The organism is Caballeronia sp. LjRoot31, from assembly GCF_964253885.1.
Taxonomy (GTDB): domain Bacteria; phylum Pseudomonadota; class Gammaproteobacteria; order Burkholderiales; family Burkholderiaceae; genus Caballeronia.
The window spans coordinates 922,496-940,417 of sequence record NZ_CAXURX020000003.1 but is presented as its reverse complement, the minus strand read 5'-3'; the positions used below and the strand labels follow the sequence as shown (position 1 = coordinate 940,417).

General features: G+C 57.8%; 13 protein-coding genes. 7 read left to right on the top strand and 6 right to left on the bottom strand.

The features are described 5' to 3' along the window. Positions 1-156 precede the first annotated feature (156 nt). Positions 157-888 carry a class II aldolase/adducin family protein gene (locus ACSQ8V_RS32940; protein ID WP_436186461.1) on the top strand — a complete coding sequence of 244 codons (732 nt, stop codon included), beginning with the start codon at positions 157-159 and terminating at the stop codon, positions 886-888. A 1,083-nt stretch (positions 889-1,971) separates the two neighbouring features. After that, positions 1,972-2,898 (top strand): 2-hydroxyacid dehydrogenase, encoded by a 927-nt coding sequence (locus ACSQ8V_RS32935; protein WP_255631537.1) that lies wholly within the window; start codon positions 1,972-1,974, stop codon positions 2,896-2,898. A gap of 29 nt (positions 2,899-2,927) precedes the next feature. Here ACSQ8V_RS32935 and ACSQ8V_RS32930 read toward each other — a convergent pair whose 3' ends face one another. Continuing rightward, a complete protein-coding gene (locus ACSQ8V_RS32930; protein WP_436185957.1) occupies positions 2,928-3,890 on the bottom strand; it encodes a LysR family transcriptional regulator in 963 nt (320 codons plus the stop codon). Between the two features lie 206 nt (positions 3,891-4,096). Here ACSQ8V_RS32930 and ACSQ8V_RS32925 point away from each other — a divergent pair, with 206 nt between their 5' ends. The 4 genes from ACSQ8V_RS32925 to ACSQ8V_RS32910 all read left to right on the top strand — a co-directional run bounded on the left by ACSQ8V_RS32925 (position 4,097) and on the right by ACSQ8V_RS32910 (position 8,355). Further along, positions 4,097-4,906, top strand: coding sequence for a transporter substrate-binding domain-containing protein (locus tag ACSQ8V_RS32925; protein WP_436208611.1), 810 nt, complete (start codon positions 4,097-4,099; stop codon positions 4,904-4,906). Positions 4,907-4,960: 54 nt separating this feature from the next. Next, positions 4,961-5,845: an HpcH/HpaI aldolase/citrate lyase family protein gene (locus ACSQ8V_RS32920; RefSeq protein WP_436208610.1), complete on the top strand. Its 885-nt coding sequence runs from the start codon at positions 4,961-4,963 to the stop codon at positions 5,843-5,845. 217 nt (positions 5,846-6,062) lie between these two features. Continuing rightward, on the top strand, positions 6,063-7,649 hold the full coding sequence (locus ACSQ8V_RS32915) for a Na+/H+ antiporter (protein WP_436208609.1): 1,587 nt from the start codon (positions 6,063-6,065) through the stop codon (positions 7,647-7,649). Positions 7,650-7,725: 76 nt separating this feature from the next. Then, entirely contained in the window at positions 7,726-8,355 is a 630-nt protein-coding gene (locus ACSQ8V_RS32910; protein ID WP_436208608.1) for a histidine phosphatase family protein, read from the top strand. A gap of 15 nt (positions 8,356-8,370) precedes the next feature. Here the strand turns inward: ACSQ8V_RS32910 and ACSQ8V_RS32905 are convergent, their stop codons facing one another. From ACSQ8V_RS32905 to ACSQ8V_RS32885, 5 genes are all read right to left on the bottom strand, one after another. Beyond that, positions 8,371-9,192, bottom strand: coding sequence for a MipA/OmpV family protein (locus ACSQ8V_RS32905; protein WP_436208607.1), 822 nt, complete (start codon positions 9,190-9,192; stop codon positions 8,371-8,373). 45 nt (positions 9,193-9,237) lie between these two features. Beyond that, entirely contained in the window at positions 9,238-10,338 is a 1,101-nt protein-coding gene (locus ACSQ8V_RS32900; RefSeq protein ID WP_436208606.1) for a BamA/TamA family outer membrane protein, read from the bottom strand. A 449-nt stretch (positions 10,339-10,787) separates the two neighbouring features. Next, a complete protein-coding gene (locus tag ACSQ8V_RS32895) occupies positions 10,788-14,957 on the bottom strand; it encodes a CheR family methyltransferase (protein ID WP_436208605.1) in 4,170 nt (1,389 codons plus the stop codon). 180 nt (positions 14,958-15,137) lie between these two features. Then, positions 15,138-16,010, bottom strand: coding sequence for a DUF72 domain-containing protein (locus ACSQ8V_RS32890; protein ID WP_213766235.1), 873 nt, complete (start codon positions 16,008-16,010; stop codon positions 15,138-15,140). 114 nt (positions 16,011-16,124) lie between these two features. Continuing rightward, positions 16,125-17,138: an SDR family oxidoreductase gene (locus ACSQ8V_RS32885; protein ID WP_436208604.1), complete on the bottom strand. Its 1,014-nt coding sequence runs from the start codon at positions 17,136-17,138 to the stop codon at positions 16,125-16,127. A 311-nt stretch (positions 17,139-17,449) separates the two neighbouring features. Here ACSQ8V_RS32885 and ACSQ8V_RS32880 point away from each other — a divergent pair, with 311 nt between their 5' ends. Continuing rightward, on the top strand, positions 17,450-17,695 hold the full coding sequence (locus tag ACSQ8V_RS32880; protein WP_213766233.1) for a hypothetical protein: 246 nt from the start codon (positions 17,450-17,452) through the stop codon (positions 17,693-17,695). The last annotated feature ends 227 nt before the right edge of the window (positions 17,696-17,922 follow it).

Below are 17,922 nucleotides of genomic sequence, written 5' to 3'. Positions count from 1 at the left end.
GGATTGATGATGAGGATAAGGACAGGGAATTTGACGAATGCTTTCTGTTCAACGAACACTACGTCCTGTCACCGCGCACGAACTTGAGAGATCCATAGCATGCAAGCAACGCAAAATCTGCCTCCCGATACGCACAAGGCCGTGTTCGACGCCGACATGTTTGACTCTGATGAATGGCAGGTCCGTTCGGATCTGGCGGCGCTGTACCGGCTTACGGCCCATTTCCGCATGACGGACATGATCGATACGCATATTACTGCGCGCTTGCCCGGCGCGACGCCGGCATTCCTGATCAACCGGTATGGCGTTATGTTCCATGAGATGCGGGCTTCGGATCTGGTCAAGATCGATCATCTGGGCAATGTCATTGATGAACGCGCCGCTACCGAACCCGCGCGCTTTCGCGTGAATGCTGCTGGATTCACGATACATTCCGCGATTCACATGGCTCGCGAGGACCTTGGTTTTGTGGTTCACACGCATACGGCCGCCGGAACGGCGGTGTCTGCGCAAGAGCATGGGTTGTTGCCGATCAGTCAGCATGCGCTCAAGTTCTACGGCAAGCTCGGGTATCACGACTACGAGGGCATTGCGTTGAATCTTGGCGAGCGTGAACGTCTGGTGCGCGATCTTGGTCGCAACAAGGCGATGATCTTGCGGAATCATGGTTTGCTTGTAGCGGGGGCGACGGTTGCCGAGGCGTTCCATGAGATCTATTTTCTTGAGCGCGCTTGTCAGGCGCAGATTCAGGCGTTGGCGGGCGGGACCCCGTTGCGCATTCCGTCTGTGGAAGTTTGCGAATTGACCGCCAGCCAGTTCAACCGCGAGGAATCGGCGGAAATCATGGAGATGGCTTGGCGGGCGGCGTTGCGATTAATAACGGATTAGTTTTTTGCTCGCGCCGGTGGACGGGATTTTGGGGTAGTGGTCGGGGGGTGCTGGTGGGTTTGGGGTTGGCGGTCGGAGTTATTGCCGGGTTGCTGCTTTCGGCGTTAGCGGTCTGCGAGAGTCGGATTTTCTCTTTATCACTGTTAGCCACTGTGCGTGGCGGCACGTCATTTCTTTGTCCAAAGCGACAAAGAAACGAAGCAAAGAAAACGCTTTAACCGCTCTACCCTAAGTGTCCACAGCGTGCAGTTTTCATTCATAGGTGCCCCAAAAGCACGGTGCTCGCCAGAGCGGAGGATGTTTGAACCCCTCCTTCTCGCGAATCCTGACACGAACACGCTTCGCCCCGTACGCTCTCGGGCAAGCACCATTGCTAACGAATCCAAATGGCCTCACACGTATTTACGGTCGCAGTTTTTTTGGTCGGTTAGCTGCCTGGTCTGCGCGGTCATATTCGTGGATCGTAGCCTGATCCGTAGCAGCTTGACGCGAATTACCACTTCGAGCTTTAGTGAATTGGCTACGTTCTTCATACGATTATTTTCGTTGGCTACTGCCTTAAGCATCTTGGGGTTTGATACGTTGCGGGTTGGCGGCGTGGTTCGACGAGAGTACAAATTCGGAGGGAGGTTATCCGCGGATAGCGCGGGGTGCTCCTTGGGCAGGTTCAATCACTGGTGGCGAAGCGTGTGGGTATCCGTGTTCGGAGAAGGAGGGGTTCACACATCGGTGGCTCTGGCGAGCACCGTGCTTTTGGGGCACCTATGAATAGAAACTGCACGCTGTGGACACTTAGGGTAGCGTGGTTTAAAAGCGCTTTCTTTGCTTCGTTTCTTTGTCGCTTTGGACAAAGAAATGACGTGCCGCCACGCACAGTGGCTAATAGTGATAAAGAGAAAATCCGACTCTCGCAGACCACCACGGCCGAAAGCACCAACCCAGCATAGACCCCGACCACTAACCCCGGAACCTAACACCCTGGCACTGACCCCGACCGCGAACCCCAGAACCGACCACCCCGGCATAGACCCCAACCACTACCCCCAAAACCACCCCCCGTCCACCGGCGCGAGCGAAAAACTTATGACTAAAATTGTCCTCATCAGCCGCGACTTCGATATGTCGCACCTCGTCCCGTCCATTCTCCGCGCAGCGCCCGACCTCGAAGTCACGTTGCACGGTCACGAGAACGCCCAAAACGCCGAGGTCGCCGTGTGCTGGAATCCCCCCCATGGCGCTATCGCAGCGTTACCCCAGTTACGGCTCGTGCACAGCATTGCAGCCGGCGTCGACAACATCCTGACCGACCCCAGCCTGCCCCGCGTACCCGTGTGCCGAGTGGTCGATCCGCAGCACGCACGCGGCATGAGCGAATTCGTGACGTGGGGCGTACTGCATTTTTATCGACAACTTGATCGTGTGATATTGAACCAGCGCGAAGAACACTGGTTTCGCCCCACTCAGCAAGATCCATCAACCTGTTCAATAGGCGTGATGGGACTCGGTGAGATCGGCAGCCGCGTGGCAACAGACGTGCATCGGCTAGGATTCAGCGTACGCGGTTGGGCGCGTCGGGCAAGAGACCTGCAAGGCGTCGAAACATTCGAAGGTGCGCAAGGGCTGGAACCTTTCCTCCAAGGTACCGATATCCTTGTTTGCCTGTTACCCCTGACGGACGAAACGCGCGGCATCCTCAATGCACGCACGTTCAATGCATTGCGTCCCGGCGCAAAGCTGATCCATGTGGGAAGAGGGGAACATCTGGTACCGGAGGATTTGCTGCGCGCGCTGAACGAGGAGCGTATTGGCGGCGCCATTGTCGATGTTTTTCCAAACGAACCACTGCCGCGAGGACATGCATTCTGGCGGGCCAAGAACATGATCGTGACCCCGCACATGGCCTCGGTCGCCAGCGCGGATACGATCGGACTACAGGTAGCGGAGAACGTGCGGCGGCTCGTGAATGGGGAGGCTTTGCACAACGCGGTTGATGTGACGCGAGGCTATTAGCACACCAGGCTCTTCGCCCAAAGATGCCTCTACACCGCGACAGGAATCGCTTCACCGCCTTCCGTATCGATAAACCGGTGCAGCGCATCCAGGAAGGCCGTCTCGGCCGCGCTGAACTTCCGGTCATTCGACCAAAGCAGATGCACATCGAGATCGGCCACGCCCTCATCCGGTGGCAGGCGCTGAAAACGCCCCTGTGCTATGTCCTCCCGAACCACGTGTTCTGGAAGACAACCAATGCCGAAGCCGGCGAATATGAATCGCTTCACTTCCCACATGCTCGACGAAGATCCGATCACGCGCTCGGTGAAACCCATCTCATCGCGGAAGAACGTCAGCGGCGACATGTGATCACCTACCTTGTCACCCGTAAAGGACACAAACTTCTCGCTCACGAGATCGGACGTGCGCAAGTCCGTGCGCCCGAACAACGGATGGTGGCGCCCGCAAAAAAGTGCATAACGCTGCCTCAGGAACACGCGGCTCTCGACCCTCTTGGGCAAGGTGCGGCGCGGCGTAAGCCCAAGCGTTGCGGACTTCTGCTGCAAACTGCTGACTACGTCGGCGCTGCGCATCTCCTGACTCTCGAGTTCAATGCGCGGATAGTCGCGATGGAACTCGGCAAGGAATGTGTCGTAGGCAGGGAAATCAATGCCGCTTACCGTGCTCAGGCGCACCACGCCCGAGATATCGTGATCGCCGTCGACCTTGGCCAGCGAAAGCCGCGAGATCGTGCCGTACACATCTTCTGCGATCTGCTGCACTTCAATGCCGGCCTGTGTCACTTCTATGCGCGGCCCATGACGATCCACCAGCCGCATGCCAAGCTGATCCTCCAGACGCCGCAGAGCCTGACTCACGGCGGGTTGCGTCAAATGCAGCCGCGTAGCCGCGCGACTCACACTGCGCTCGCGCGCTATAGCGAGAAATGTCCGCAGCAGATTCCAGTCGAGCCGATCATTCAGGTAGGTATCGGATCGTTCGTTGCTCATTGCTAACCTCGGCTGTCATCATCCATGAAAATTATACTTAAAATAAATATTAGAAATTGGACTAATCATTTTGTATTCCCGATAAAGGAGTCATGCGCCACCGCGCGACACGAATTAGCGAGTGCAAAAAGCTAAGCGGGCAGCGGCAGCGATGGCTTAAGACCTGCATTTCCTACCCACGCTCCGACATCAACAAGGACTTCATCATGAAAGCGTTTGGCCCGCCTCCTCCGGTTGCACGTTGCATGGTATTGGCGCTGGTTTTATTGTCTGCCGTGTTAGGTTCCCTGCCCTGCGCGTACGCCGATTCGCTCGACAACATCAAGCAAAGCAAGGTGGTGAAGATCGGCGTATTCCAGGACTATCCGCCGTTCGGCTCGATCGGCGCGGACATGAAGCCGCGTGGAATCGACGTAGATCTTGCCGCGGTCCTGGCGAAAAAACTCGGTGTGCGCGCGGAGCTCGTACCCGTGACGGGCACGAACCGGCTGGCGTACCTCGCCGATCATAAAGTCGACCTGCTGATGTCGGTCGGGCAAACGCCGGCACGCGACAAGGTCCTGGACTTCACGCAAGCCTACGCGCCCTACTACATCGCCGTGTTCGGTCCGAAGGATATCGAGGTTAAGCAAGCCGCCGACCTGGGTGGCAAGTCGGTCGCGACCGCAGGCGGGACGAACGAAGACATCAGCCTGACGAAAGTGGCACCGGGTACCGCAACGATCAAGCGTTTCGACGATCAAAGCAGCGCGATTGCCGCGTATCTTGCGGGGCAGACTCAACTGATTTCGCTGGGAGGAGACGTGGCTGCACGCGTTCGCGCGATGCATCCGCAAACATCGATCGATGAAAAGATTCGTCTGCTCGACTCACCCATGCACATAGCGGTGAACAAGGGCGAAGGGCCGTTGAGAGACGAATTGAACACGGCCCTGGACAGTGCCCGCAAGGATGGCTCTATCGATCAGATCGAAAAGAAGTGGCTGGGCGTCTCGGTACCCGCATCCTCATTCTGATTTTTAATTTCGCCCGGAACGACAGTCGCGCACACAGGTCACGAGACAACAAACATGAAACCGGCATATCCCATTCGAGCGCCCGCGTTGCGGCGCGCATGGCTTTTCGTTCCCGGCGTCGATACCCCCAGCCATGCAGCCGCGCTCGCAAGCGGCGCGGACGCTATTGTTGCCGACCTCGAGGAAATGACCACGCCTGAGGATCGGCCAATGGCGCGAGAGCGGATCGTCGCGATGCTGCGTGAAGCCGCGCGCCTGGGATTGATCGGCGCCGCACGCATCAACAAGCTGGAGAATGATGGACATGCCGATCTTGAAGGCATCATGTCCGGAGCCCCGCATGCAGTCTTTTTGCCCCACACCGAAACCACGAATCAACTCATCGCGCTGGATGCGGCGCTCAGTGAATTCGAACGTGTCCACGATATCGTGCAAGGCACGACAGAGATTGTTCCGACTATCGAATCCGCAAAGGGTCTGGTCGCTCTCGGAACGTTATTGACCGTCAGCCCGCGTATTCGATGCTGCATGCTCGCAGTCGAGGATCTAGCCGCGAATCTGGGCGCGCGTCGCACGCCTGAAGGCCGGGAACTGCTCTATGCACGCAGCCGGTTTCTCATTGAATGTATTGCGGCGAATTGCGTGCCGATCGACCTGCCGTGTACCTACCGATCCCCCGCAACGCTGGCAGCGGATATGGAGATCTCGACTCAGCTTGGATTTACATCGAAGTGCGTGGTGTTCGCCGAACACGTTGATGCGGTCAATCGCGCGCTGACACCGTCAAGGAGCGCTGCGGAGGCCGCGCGGGCAATGCTGGCTGCTTGCGAAGCACAAGGGGCCTATGCCGCCGACGCAAACAATTGGATCGATGCACCCGAACGCAATAATGCCAAACGTCTGCTCGCTCGCTACGAGGCTTTTCACGGCGATAAGTAAGCTTGGTAAATAAGCTTGGCGTCAAGATTGCCGGGCTTGGTAAAGTCCCGGAATCAGTCGCGACGTACGGGCGCGGTAAGCATCGTATTCTGTCTAGAACTGCGTATGTAGCAGCGTTTCTTCAGAACGGATGCACGCGATAACCTGCACACGTGAATTCCGAAAAAATGCCGCCGTCGGGTAAGCTCCACTCACTTGACGCTCTGCAGGCAAATCCATGTCCTCCGTCTCCGCATTCAAGCTTGTCCTGCTCTCGCTAATCGTGATGATCGGCTTGCAGTTGCTAGCCAAGCGCCTTAGATTGCCACCCGCTGCCGCGCTGCTGATTGGCGGCATGGCCATGGCATTCGTGCCCGGTCTTCCGCCCGTTCGGCTTGACCCGGACCTGGTGATTGTCGTATTCCTGCCGCCGCTGCTCATGGATGGTGCCTACTTCTCTGTCTGGGAAGAGCTCAAGCGCAATCTCGGCGCGATCCTGCTTCTCGCTATCGGTGCCGTTGCGTTCACCACACTTGCGGTCGGTGTGGTCGCCCACCTGATTGTCCCCAGCCTGCCTTGGGCCGTCTGCTTTGCGCTCGGCGCTATTGTCTCGCCACCCGATGCCATCGCCGCCAAGGCCGTGCTCGAACGCCTCGCGCTGCCCCGCAAGCTGATGTCTATCCTCGAGGGAGAAAGCTTGCTCAACGACGCGGCCGGCCTCGTCCTGGTTCGCTTCGCCGTGGCGGCAGCGCTTACCGGAACGTTCAGCATTGAACATGCTGCCGCAAGCTTCGCCCTGCTCGGCCTGGGTGGCGTGGTGGTCGGCGCCGTCGTTGGCTACGTGATCGTGCAAATCATCCGCTGCCTCGCTGACGACTATCTCATCATCACCATCAGCGTATTGACGGCATGGATCAGCTACATTGTCGGCGAAATGCTCGGCGTCTCGGGCGTCATCGCGACTGTCACGGCAGGCCTGACCCTGGGCTGGTATCAACACGAAGTCTTGAGCGCAACTGTTCGCATGCGCGGCACCGCGTTCTGGCAAGTCATCATCTTCCTTCTCGAAGCGCTCGTATTCATCCTGATCGGGCTCTCTCTTCGAGGGGTCATCGCCCGGTCAGGCGGTGCCGACGATGCACTCCTTACGCTCGCGCCAGCCGTGGCGGCAGTGCTTGGTGCGGTGGTCCTGTCGCGCTTCGTGTGGGTCTTCGCTACCGAGTTTTTCAACGCGTCATGGCAGCGTCTAACCGGCCGCAAGAACGTGGCGCTGGATTGGCGAACCGCGACCATAACGAGTTGGGCGGGCATGCGCGGCGTGGTCACCCTCGCGGTTGCACTGTCGCTTCCAGAAACCTTGCCCGGACGGGATTTGATCCTTGTCGCGTCGTTTGCCGTCATCCTGGTGACCGTGTTGCTGCAAGGCGCCACCATTGGCGTTCTCATCGAATGGATCAATCCTGATCGCAGCCCGGATGCCGGCGCCCAACATCTCACCGAACCGCAAGCATGGGCAAGACTGGAGGCGGCGCAGCTCGCCGCTATCGAACCACTTGTACGCGACAGTGAGGGAAAGGTGATTCATCCTCGGCTGCTAGAGCAATATACCTACCGGGCAACACTCACCAAAGCGTATGGCGACCGGACTGATTTTCCGCATGAGGAACGTGTCACTCATTACGATGTTGTCCTGGCAGCTATCGCAGCCGGGCGCAAGGAGTTGCTCCGGATGCATCGATCCGGCGCCATTCACGACGAGATGTTGCACATCCTCGAGCATGACCTGGACTTGCAAGAGGTATCCGCGCGGCATGGACGTGGATGATATTGCCGAGTGCCGGCAGGCGGCTCCGGTTAGTCCGCTTCGCTTGTCACGCCGGGTACCAAACTGACGAGGAAGCTTGGGTTGGTACAATCGGGGCAAGCTCCCCGTCCTTCTTCACCACATGTCCGAAATAAACTGGCTGTCCGAACCCAGCACCGCGTCCAAACGCATCATCTTCGCGCGCCACGGCGAATATCCGTGCAACGTTCGCGGCGTTTGCAACAGTAATCCCCGCACCGGCTTTTACCTGACCGAGAAGGGAGAAGTGCAGGCCAGGGCCTTGGGCGAGCGCCTGAAGGACGAGAAAATCGAGCTTATCGTGACCTCGGAATTTCTGCGTGCGCGGCAAACAGCATGGCTGGCCAATAAGGTATTGAACGTTCCGCAAGTCGTTAATCGGCTAGCCAACGAAAACCGGGTGGGTGCGGAATTTGAAGGAAAGCCTGGCGATGATTTCCAGCGATTCATTGCCCACGCGCCGGCTACTACCGCCATGCCGGACGGCGAACCCTTCACGGGAATGCTCACGCGGGTTCAATCACTGATCGCTGACCTGAAGCTGAGTAGTCCGCAGACCGTGCTGGTCGTCACACACGGCTGGACGCTTCAGGCCGTGCGGGTCATCCTGAACGAAATCAGTATGGATGACGCCGCTCGATGCGTGGACATGCCGTCCAACTGCGAAATTGTTGAAGGAAGGTTTTAGCCTCCGTCCGGCATGTCACTTGAATGCGTAGGCGACTCCAACGCCGTAAGTGATTTGATTCCGGTTTCCGCGCTGTGTGACGATCGGACTGTCAGCCGCCGAGCCGGATAACCGCTGGTAGTAAATCATTGCTCCGCCGAACCAGTGTTTGTCGATCTGGTAGATCGCGGCAAGCCACCCGGTCATCTGCTCAAGTCCACCGGAAGGAGTGAAAGCAGGCAGGCCACTGCGCGTGGAGTCCTCTTCCGTTACGCCGTAGTACACCTGGTTAAAGCCCTGGCTGACCCAGCTCGCGCCCACCCCGGCACCTACGAAAATGCGCCGCTGCACGGGCAACCAGAGGCTGCCGTTCACTGACACCCGCGCTCCCGTATAAACAATGCCCGCGTTGGTCACCACCGTCACGGAACCCCTCAGGCGATATGGGAACGCGCCTTGATTATCGTATTCATAGCCCACAAAGCCGCCCGCTTCCACGGTCGTGTTCACGTCGTGGAGCTGGGAAACGACCGGATCGTCAACATGACTTCGCCCCAGGCGAAGCTCCACGGCCGGACCGTATTGCAGGCCTGTCAGCCCACCAAGATCGAACTGGGCATAGGGCCCGTATAGCTCGAACAGCTGCCCGCCATCAGTCACATAACGCACGCCCGGCACAGCGCCGATAAAACGGTCCTTGGCCCCTGCATAGTCCGTTGTAGACCCAAGGCCACCGCCGACCATGCTGGGGAGCGTGCCGGGAAGGTCGAAGGACGCTGCCCGGCTTTCCGGGGTGATCAGACAGCACGTTGCCAGTAAAACGACGTACAGGCATGCTTGGATCGAGTGGTTTTTCATTGGCCGGCCATTGGAACGGGGGTGGCTTGAATTCAGGTTCAAGTCTTAGCGCCAGGCACTGCCGACTTGAACGTAGAACGCGTTCTGGCCGGGGCCGCGTGCAATATCGATACCCATCGTCAAACCCAGCTTGCGGGCAATCAGGTAGCGAAAACCCGTGCCGAAACCATAGGCTGTCGGCGCATCTGAAAGGGAGTGAAGCTCGCCGTACGCTTTGCCGGCGCCGCCAAAACCGAGCACATACCAGCGCGGCGCGACATTCCACCTGAGCTCGACTTCACTCGTCAGTTGATTCCGGTCTTGATACTTCGCGTCAGACACGCCTCGTAGCGAGACGTAAGGCTGCGCAAAAAACGGGATATTGCCTTGCGAAAATCCGGTGTCGGCCCGCACACCGAGGACCCATGATGGAGCGAGGGGTATCCAGTGATAACCCTTTGCTGTCTCCATCTGGAAATTTGAAGAGCTGCCTAGCCCACCTCTGGCAATTTCCGCTTCAAGCTCGGCATAGGTTCCCTTGCCCGGGAAAAAGAAATTGTCGCGGGTGTCGTAGTCAATGACGACACCGCCCTTTGCGACGCGTTGCTCGTTCTTGAAATCGAGCAGTCCATTCGGCAGCATGGCGCCGAACCGCGTATTGGAATCCAGGAACGTATAGCGAGGGCCGACGTACCACGGACTATCGCCCAAGCGGAACAAGAGCTGCTGAACAACCGCCACGCCACTTAGCTGATACGCATGCGATCCGCCGTCCGAACCGTAGTAATTCAGATGCAGATTGATCTTTCCCACAATGCCGAGATAGCGAATCCGGTCGTCGTCCCAGGTGTGAAAATGCATCAGCCCTACACCCCAGCTATGCGTGCCTGTCGCGAAGCCGCCCAAGCCCGTGATATTGGGAGGCGCTGAGCTCTTGACCTCGCTCTGAGGGGCATCCGGATCATGCTTGGGCATGGTGAAGTAAAGCAGCCCAAGGCCGAGCCCATATCCAACCGCAGGTTCCGTGACAATAGTGGGTACCGGCAGGACTCCGCGATGTGACAACAACATATCGCTCAAGTCGAACATGCCGTCTTCAGCGTCCGTGAATTTGCCTTCGGCAGATGCAACGCCGGTGAGTGAAGCAGTGAGCACAAGGCAGCCCATTAACGGCCTTATCCTTTGTCGTAATTCAAGGACAGCGCTTAAATCCCGCTTGCATAATTTCATCAATACGAATTCCGTCATGCAAGATTGGGTTCATCGCTCGCCAAGCGAATGCACATTGATCGACTCGGTGACTTCAAAGCTTCGCTGCACGTTTAAGCCTTGAGAGACTGCATCGGTACTCGCCAATAATTTAGCAATTCGAACCGTTTTGGTCCTGCGATTCAAATATGGATTCTGTAAAAATGGAAGCCATGCTCGCGGCTCAACCCGCCTGACAAGGTCGACCGATATCAGAAACCCAAACAGAACGCAATCATGGTTCGAGGCGCGACTAATCCCCGCGCGAAAACCAGGCGAGCACGCGCGAAACCGTTATTTTGGACACTCCGGCGATACCCGCGACATGGACCATGCGGTGAGGTGCGGAAGTCGAAACTTTGCCGCAACTACCCAAGTTTCGGCCCTTTTATTCGATCGATGGCACTAAGCAAAACCGGTAGCGATACAGGCTTCGCGAGATGAGCATTAAAACCGGCACGCAGCGCTTTCGCAGCATCCTGAGCACGTCCAAAGCCGGTGAGTGCGATCGCGGGCACCGCGACCATCCGTGGCAGTTTTCGCAAGGCTTCAATTAATTCGTAGCCGTCCATCTCCGGCATTCCGATGTCCGACAGAATCAAATCGAAGTCGTTGCTGGTTGCCACCGCAAGGGCCTGCTTTGCGGTCGCCTCCGCCTGCACGTGTGCGCCCTCGAGTTCGAGAAGCGTGCGAAACGCTTCGAGCGCTTCCAGCGAGTCGTCGACCAACAGGACCTTCAGCCCCATGAGAGCACTCGAATCGAGTGGCTCACCCGGATGGTTCAACCCTCGCGAAACGGGGCTTTCCGGTAACCAGAGACGAAAACGAGCGCCCTTTCCCAAGCCCGCGGACTCGGCCTCGATGCGTCCACCATGCATCTCCGCTATTTGCTGGACCAGCGAGAGCCCGATTCCCAATCCTCCACGATCACGTCTTCCTGCCGCTTCAGCCTGGCTGAACATGTCAAATATTCTCGGCAGGAAATCCGGCGCAATGCCCTGCCCCGTGTCTGTAACTTCGATGCAGATGAAATCGTCGTCGCGCAAGAGCGTGATCCCAATACGTCCCCCGCGCGGCGTGAACTTCAGTGCATTACGCACGAGATTCCAAAGCATCTGCTCGAGCCGGACCGCGTCGGCCCGGATGACAACGGGGACGCTCACGCCAGACGTCGATAGGGCAATGCCGTTTATTGCCGCATCGGCCGCGCTCGCCTCGACCACCGATTGCACTGCGACCGAAACGTCGACCGGTCCCCGCTGCAACGCCAGCTTGCCGGTGCGCGCGCGCGACAGGTCGAGCAGATCGTCGATGATTTTCGCCTGGCCGACGACCGAGCGCTGGATAGCTTCGGCCGCCTCTTGAACGACTGCGATACCTCTTGCCTCGGGCGTGCGGGTGAGCAACTCCGCTTTCACATGAATCAGATTGAGCGGGTTCTTTAGTTCGTGCGACAACACGGCAAAGAACTCGTCCTTCAAACGGTTGGCGGCCTCCGCCTGAAGGCGCACTTCGCGCTCAAGCGTCAACTGTAACTGCTGCTGGCTTTCAATCCCTTTCTGATCCGTGACGTCGCGAACGATCTTCGCGTAACCCTTAAAGCCGGCTGCATCGATGAATGTCATAACGCCGCTGCAGTAGGCTTGCGAGCCATCACGCCGCAGGTACCACCGTTCGTCTTCAGCGCGCCCGACGCCGGCCGCTTGCGCTCGCTCAGCTTGAGCAATACCGTCCCCCCGATCTTCGGGCAAGAAAATCATATCGATGGAGTTGCCCTTCGCTTCCGCTTCCTTGTATCCGAATATGCGTTCCGCACCCTTGTTCCAGCTAACAATCACGCCGTCCATGTCCTGGACGATGATCCCGTAATCGTCGGTCGTCAGCGCCGCAAGCTTCAGCCGGTCGTCACTTGTGCGCGCCTCCAGTTGCGCTTGTCGTTGAGACGTGACATCGATCAGCGTAAGCACAGCGCCGTCGATGTGGTGGTCAGCAGTGCGATACGGCAGCAAACGAGCCAGAAACCAATGGCCATCGCCCGTTTCGACCTCTCGCTCAATCATTTGCAAGGTGCCAAAGACAGCGGCAGCATCGTTGGCCAGTTCGGGATATTTCACGCGATGCGTAAGATCGAGCAATGGGCGGCCGACGTCGGACTTGATCAGATTGAACAAGCCGACTGCGGGCGCGGTATAGCGTTTAATGCGCATCGCCCGGTCTACAAAAACAGTCGCGATATCCGTTGAGGCAATGAGGTTCTCCAGGTCGTCGTTCGCCTTGGCCGTCTCCTCCACCTTCGATTCCAGCTCGACATTGACCGTCACCAGTTCTTCATTGACCGAGTGAAGCTCTTCCTTGCTCGTTTCGAGCTCTTCGGTCGCTGACCGAAGTTCTTCAACGATGGCTTGCAGCTCTTCGTTGGATGCTTTCAACTCCTCGGTCGATACGTTCGACTGTTCAATGGACGACTGCAGGTTCTCTTTCGCGAGATGCAACTCTGCTTCGAGTTGCGCCGTAACCGGATCGTGCGCAGCGGAGCTGCTTTCGTCAGTTGCACTCCCTCCGTGCCGTGCGAGGTCTTCCAGTTCACTAAACGAAATTAGCAGGATGTCCACGCCGCTTGCCTGATCGTGGTACGGATGCACCTTCATCCTGATTCGCGTGGCCGTCTCACCGCTGGACAAACGCACCGGCCGCGTGTCGACGTCGATGCCTTTTTGTGTCGCCTGAAACAGCGCCGTGCGCAATTCGAGCCGCAAGTCAGGATGGATCAGCGTGAGAAGGTTGTGTGATGGCTCGCCACCTGGATAGTGAAAAAACTGCCCGACCTGACCAGACATATGCACGACATCTGCGTCGCGATCCACAATGACACTGGGAGGCGCACCGTGTTCAATCGCCCGGCGATGCAAGTCGGCGGTCTCCAGGCGTGGCCGTTCAGTAACGGGCCGCGCCGCGATGCTGAGGTATGCCGGCCCCGCCGCCAGCCGGGGGAACGACGCAGCAGACGCACGCGGGCGCGAAGTCAGGATCTTCGCTTGATAGATCCGGTTCTTTTTGTCGATCGCTATGAATAGATCGTCTGCAACTTCGGCCGATTCCGAGCTTCCCAAGAACAAAAAGCCACCCGGCTTCAGCGCAAAGTGGAAGGTCTGAAAAATTTCCCGCTGAATCGTGCGATCCAGATAAATCAGCAGATTGCGACACGACACGAAGTCCACCTGCGAGAACGGCGGATCGCGCAGGATATTGTGAGGGGCAAAAAGCACCTTTTCGCGTACCGACTTGTCGATCACGTAGCGACTGCCGGCATGATTGAAAAATCGGTTCAAGCGGGTGGGCGGCACGTCCGTCAGGATTGATTCAGGATAGTTACCTGCCCGGGCAATTTCGATAGCGTGCTGGTCAATGTCGGTCGCGAACAAGTGAATCGCCGGCAGCTCGTTCCCTTCCGGCTGGCGTTCACATAGCAACATCGCGAGCGAGTAGACCTCTTCTCCGGTGGAACAACCGGGCACCCACACGCGCACCGGATCGTCCAGCGAGTTCCGCTCGGTAACGATCTTCGGGATTACCTCACGCTCGACCGCTTCGAATGCTTCGCGATCACGGAAGAAGTTGGTAACGCCAATTAACATGTCCTTGAGTAGCGGTGACGTTTCCTCGGGATGCGAACTCAGGAATCGCTCGTACAACGGCAGGCTGGGCAGTGCATTGACTTGCAGCCGCCGTTCGATACGCCGCAGAACGGTCGCGCGCTTGTAGTGATGAAAATCGTGACCGGTGCGGGTATGCAGGGTCATTAATATCGAATGAAGCGCGCGCTCGGCAGGCGAAACGATGTGCTCTCCAACAACGGCGGGAGCAACGGGTTGTTCCTGACCAGATCGCGGCACCTCGATAGCGCGCATGTTGGCCCACAATTCGATCAATTTTTGCGGGATGTCAACGATCGGCAGCACGATGTCCACCATGCCGGTCGCAATCGCATTGCGAGGCATGTCCTCGTATTCGGCGTCCTCGGGGCTCTGCGCGATCGTGATTCCAGCCAGCTCCTTGATACGACCGATGCCAACCGACCCATCACTTCCGGACCCGGAGAGGACGATGCTGATGGCCCGTTCGCCGTGCGCCTCGGCCAGACTCCGAAAGAACAGGTCAATCGTGACGGGCCGACCGGGTAGGCGATCAACATGCGTGACACGCAAATGTCCGTCTTCCATGGACAAGTTGTTCGACGGCGAGATGAGGTAGACGCAGTTCTTTTCGATTCGCGTGGGCGTCGTCACCTGAATGACGCGCATCTTCGTTGCACGTTGCAGGACCTGATCCGCGACGCTCTCGTGTTTCGAGGACAAATGCAAGACGATAACGAACGCCATGCCGGCATCGCCAGGCGTGTTTTCAAACAGACGAAGCAAGGTCTGGATGCCACCGGCCGAGGCGCCGATGCCCACCACCGGAAAATCCAGCGAGCTTGTTGCCGAAAGCTGTTTGGATTCGGGAGCAGGCATCTCGTTTGGCGTTTTATCGTTTGTCATCGCGACTGTTCGCACCGCGGTCTCAATGTAGGCGTTGAGACGCAACGAGGCGCCGGTAAAAAATGTAGGTGGGCTATTGCTACGAATGCCCACATGAATTGGCAATTTCCATGCCTAAGCGATCTACGGACAACTATCGGCGTTCGAGCGACAAGCGGGATGAGTGCAGATCAAGACGCCTTACGCGTCCGATAAACGCGTCATCAATCGTTGGGCATCAAATGGCGCCCGAACCTTTTTGTCGTTGTCGAAGTAGCAGAACACATCATCAATTTTTCCTGGACGGGCGCGTGCCGGCGAGAAAAGCTTCGCATCCGGAGGTGCGCTTCCCGCGGACCAACTCCGGATCCGACTTGCCCAATGGTCGAGCCCTTCATCGGTATAGGCTCCGCCGTACAGCGTCTCGGTGCCATGAAGGCGCATATACACAAAGTCAGCCGTCAGATCTTCGGCATAAGGCCACCCTGCCACCGAGTCTGAAATCACAAGCGCAACGCGATGTTCGCGCAGCGTTTTTATAAAGTCCGGGCTTGCGAAACTCGGGTGCCTGATCTCGATCGCGTGTCTGAGACGGTGCTGGCGCCTGATGTCAAACCACGGCTGCTTTACCCGGGTGTCATGCTGGCTCGCCAGAGCGGCAGCTTCGCGAGTGTCATGCGGCAGCAGCGCCAGAAACCGGTCCAGGCGCACCGGCTCAAAAGAATAGTTGGGCGGGAACTGCCAGAGAAAAGGTCCAAGCTTCTCTTTAAGCGCGAGAACGCCAGAGGCGAAAAAATTCGCGATGGCCGGCCGCACTGAGTCGTCCCGGAATCGGAGCATATGGGTCAGATAACGCGGACCCTTTACGCTGAACACAAAATGAGCCGGCGTTGCCGCATACCACGACTCGTAACTGCCGATCGTTTGGAGGGAATAATGCGAACCGTTGATTTCTATCGTATCTACCGCACGAGAAGCGAATTCCAGTTCGCGAGCCTGTTGAAGGCCCTTGGGGTAGAACACGCCGCGCCATCCCTCGTAGCGCCAACCCGATATTCCGATCCTGTTAGCCATCGTTTCTCGCGCGCTCGTTGTTAGGACGTCAAGCCTTGGGCACATTCCCCGTGTCGGTCAAAGTTTCGCGTTGATACCGGCATTGCGCGAGGCACCGGAAAGAAAGCCGCGAATTCACGGCTGGCCCGAGCCGCCTGATGCGCCGTAGACCTGCCCGGTTACATAGCTCGCCTGCGCAGACGCAAGCTGCACGTAGACGGGTGCGATCTCCGCCGGCTGCCCTGGGCGCCCCATCGGTACCTGCTCACCAAACTTTTCGACGTTCTCGGTTGTCTGGCCGCCGCTGACCTGTAGCGCTGTCCAAAAAGGACCAGGGGCAACCGCATTGACGCGGATGCCCCGCTTGATCATTTGCTTGGAAAGCCCTTTGGAGAAGTTGGCGATAGCCGCTTTGGTCATTGCGTAATCGAGCAGGTTGAATGAGGGATCGTAAGCGTTCACCGAACTCGTATAAATGATCGCCGAGCCCGGTGGCATGTGAGGAATCGCCGCCTTCGTAATCCAGAACATCGCATACAGATTGGTACGGAGTGTCCAGTCAAACTGCTCAGTGGTGATGTCGAGGATCGAGTCGTGGCTTTGCTGTCGTCCAGCGTTGCTCACCAGAATGTCCAGGCCGCCCAGTCCTGACACCGCCTGTTCTACCAGCGCCTGACAGAAAGCCTCATCGCGAATGTCGCCGGGTAATGCGATTGCCTTGCGACCCGCGGCACGAATGATTTGTATGACCTCACGGGCATCGGGTTCTTCCGCCGGAAGATAGACGATCGCGACGTCGGCTCCTTCACGTGCATACGCGATAGCTGCGGCGCGACCAATGCCCGAGTCACCGCCAGTAATCAGCGCTCTTCGTCCGTTGAGACGGCCAGAGCCTCGATAGCTGGTTTCGCCGTGATCGGGGCGGGGCGTCATGCGCCCCGCAAGGCCTGGCCACGGTTGCTCCTGGGCAGGGAATGGCGGATGCGGATAGAGCGTGCGTGGGTCCTGCGGCGGGCTCGCCATGGCGGTTCCTGCCGAATTGGAAACATCGGTCTGTGCGACAGCCCGTGTTGCCACTGCGGTGACAAATCCCGCTGTGGCGCCTTGCATTAAAGTGCGACGCGAAGTGGATATTTTTTCGGACGGCATGGCGCACTCCAATGTCTACGGATTCATACGAGGCGTTCGGTAGTGGACATACCAGCAAGCGCGATTCCTGCCTTCCATGCGCAGGCGGTAGGCAGTAGAAGAAAATCTTTAATGACGCGCTGTCAGGGTAGCGACATGCAGTTGAGCGGGACGAACGATGCTCGTTCTCCTCTACAAAATGTTCACCAGCCGCGTGCGGCACGAAAGAATCATGTCGGGGCTGTCCGAAATCCGCCATTTTTCGACAGAAATACTGGATGGCAGACGTCGCTCTCATTCTTTATTTTATAAAGAATGCCCGGAGGTGCGACATGGACGCAAAAATCATTGGGGTTATAGAGTCGAAAGGGATTTTCGCAACGCACTGGGAATTTGATTTCACGATAGGCAACAGCGAAGGCAAAGCGGTAGCGGGAACCGTATCCCTCGACGAAGCCATCGCGTTCGCAAATCGTCGTGATCTCGGCCCGGTCGCCGACATGTGCCGCGCAATCAAGACCACACCTCCGCCGGAGTTTTCCTGGCTCGTTGGAAGGATTTTTAGAGACCCCCGGTGAACCGCTTTTCCGCAGCACAATGTGCTGTCAAGCATGTGCGGCAACCTCGTGGCCTGATCGCTGCAAACACACAGTACGGGCGCTAACCAGCCGCTCGTTACTCGACTTTTCCGGTTATCCATGGACTACGGACCGTAGTCCTACCTGTTGCGCTAAAGCCCAGCGTTCCAATCTTCGTGTAATTCGACCAGACCGGCGTCGTCGCTGCGAGCTTGCTGCACGGAACG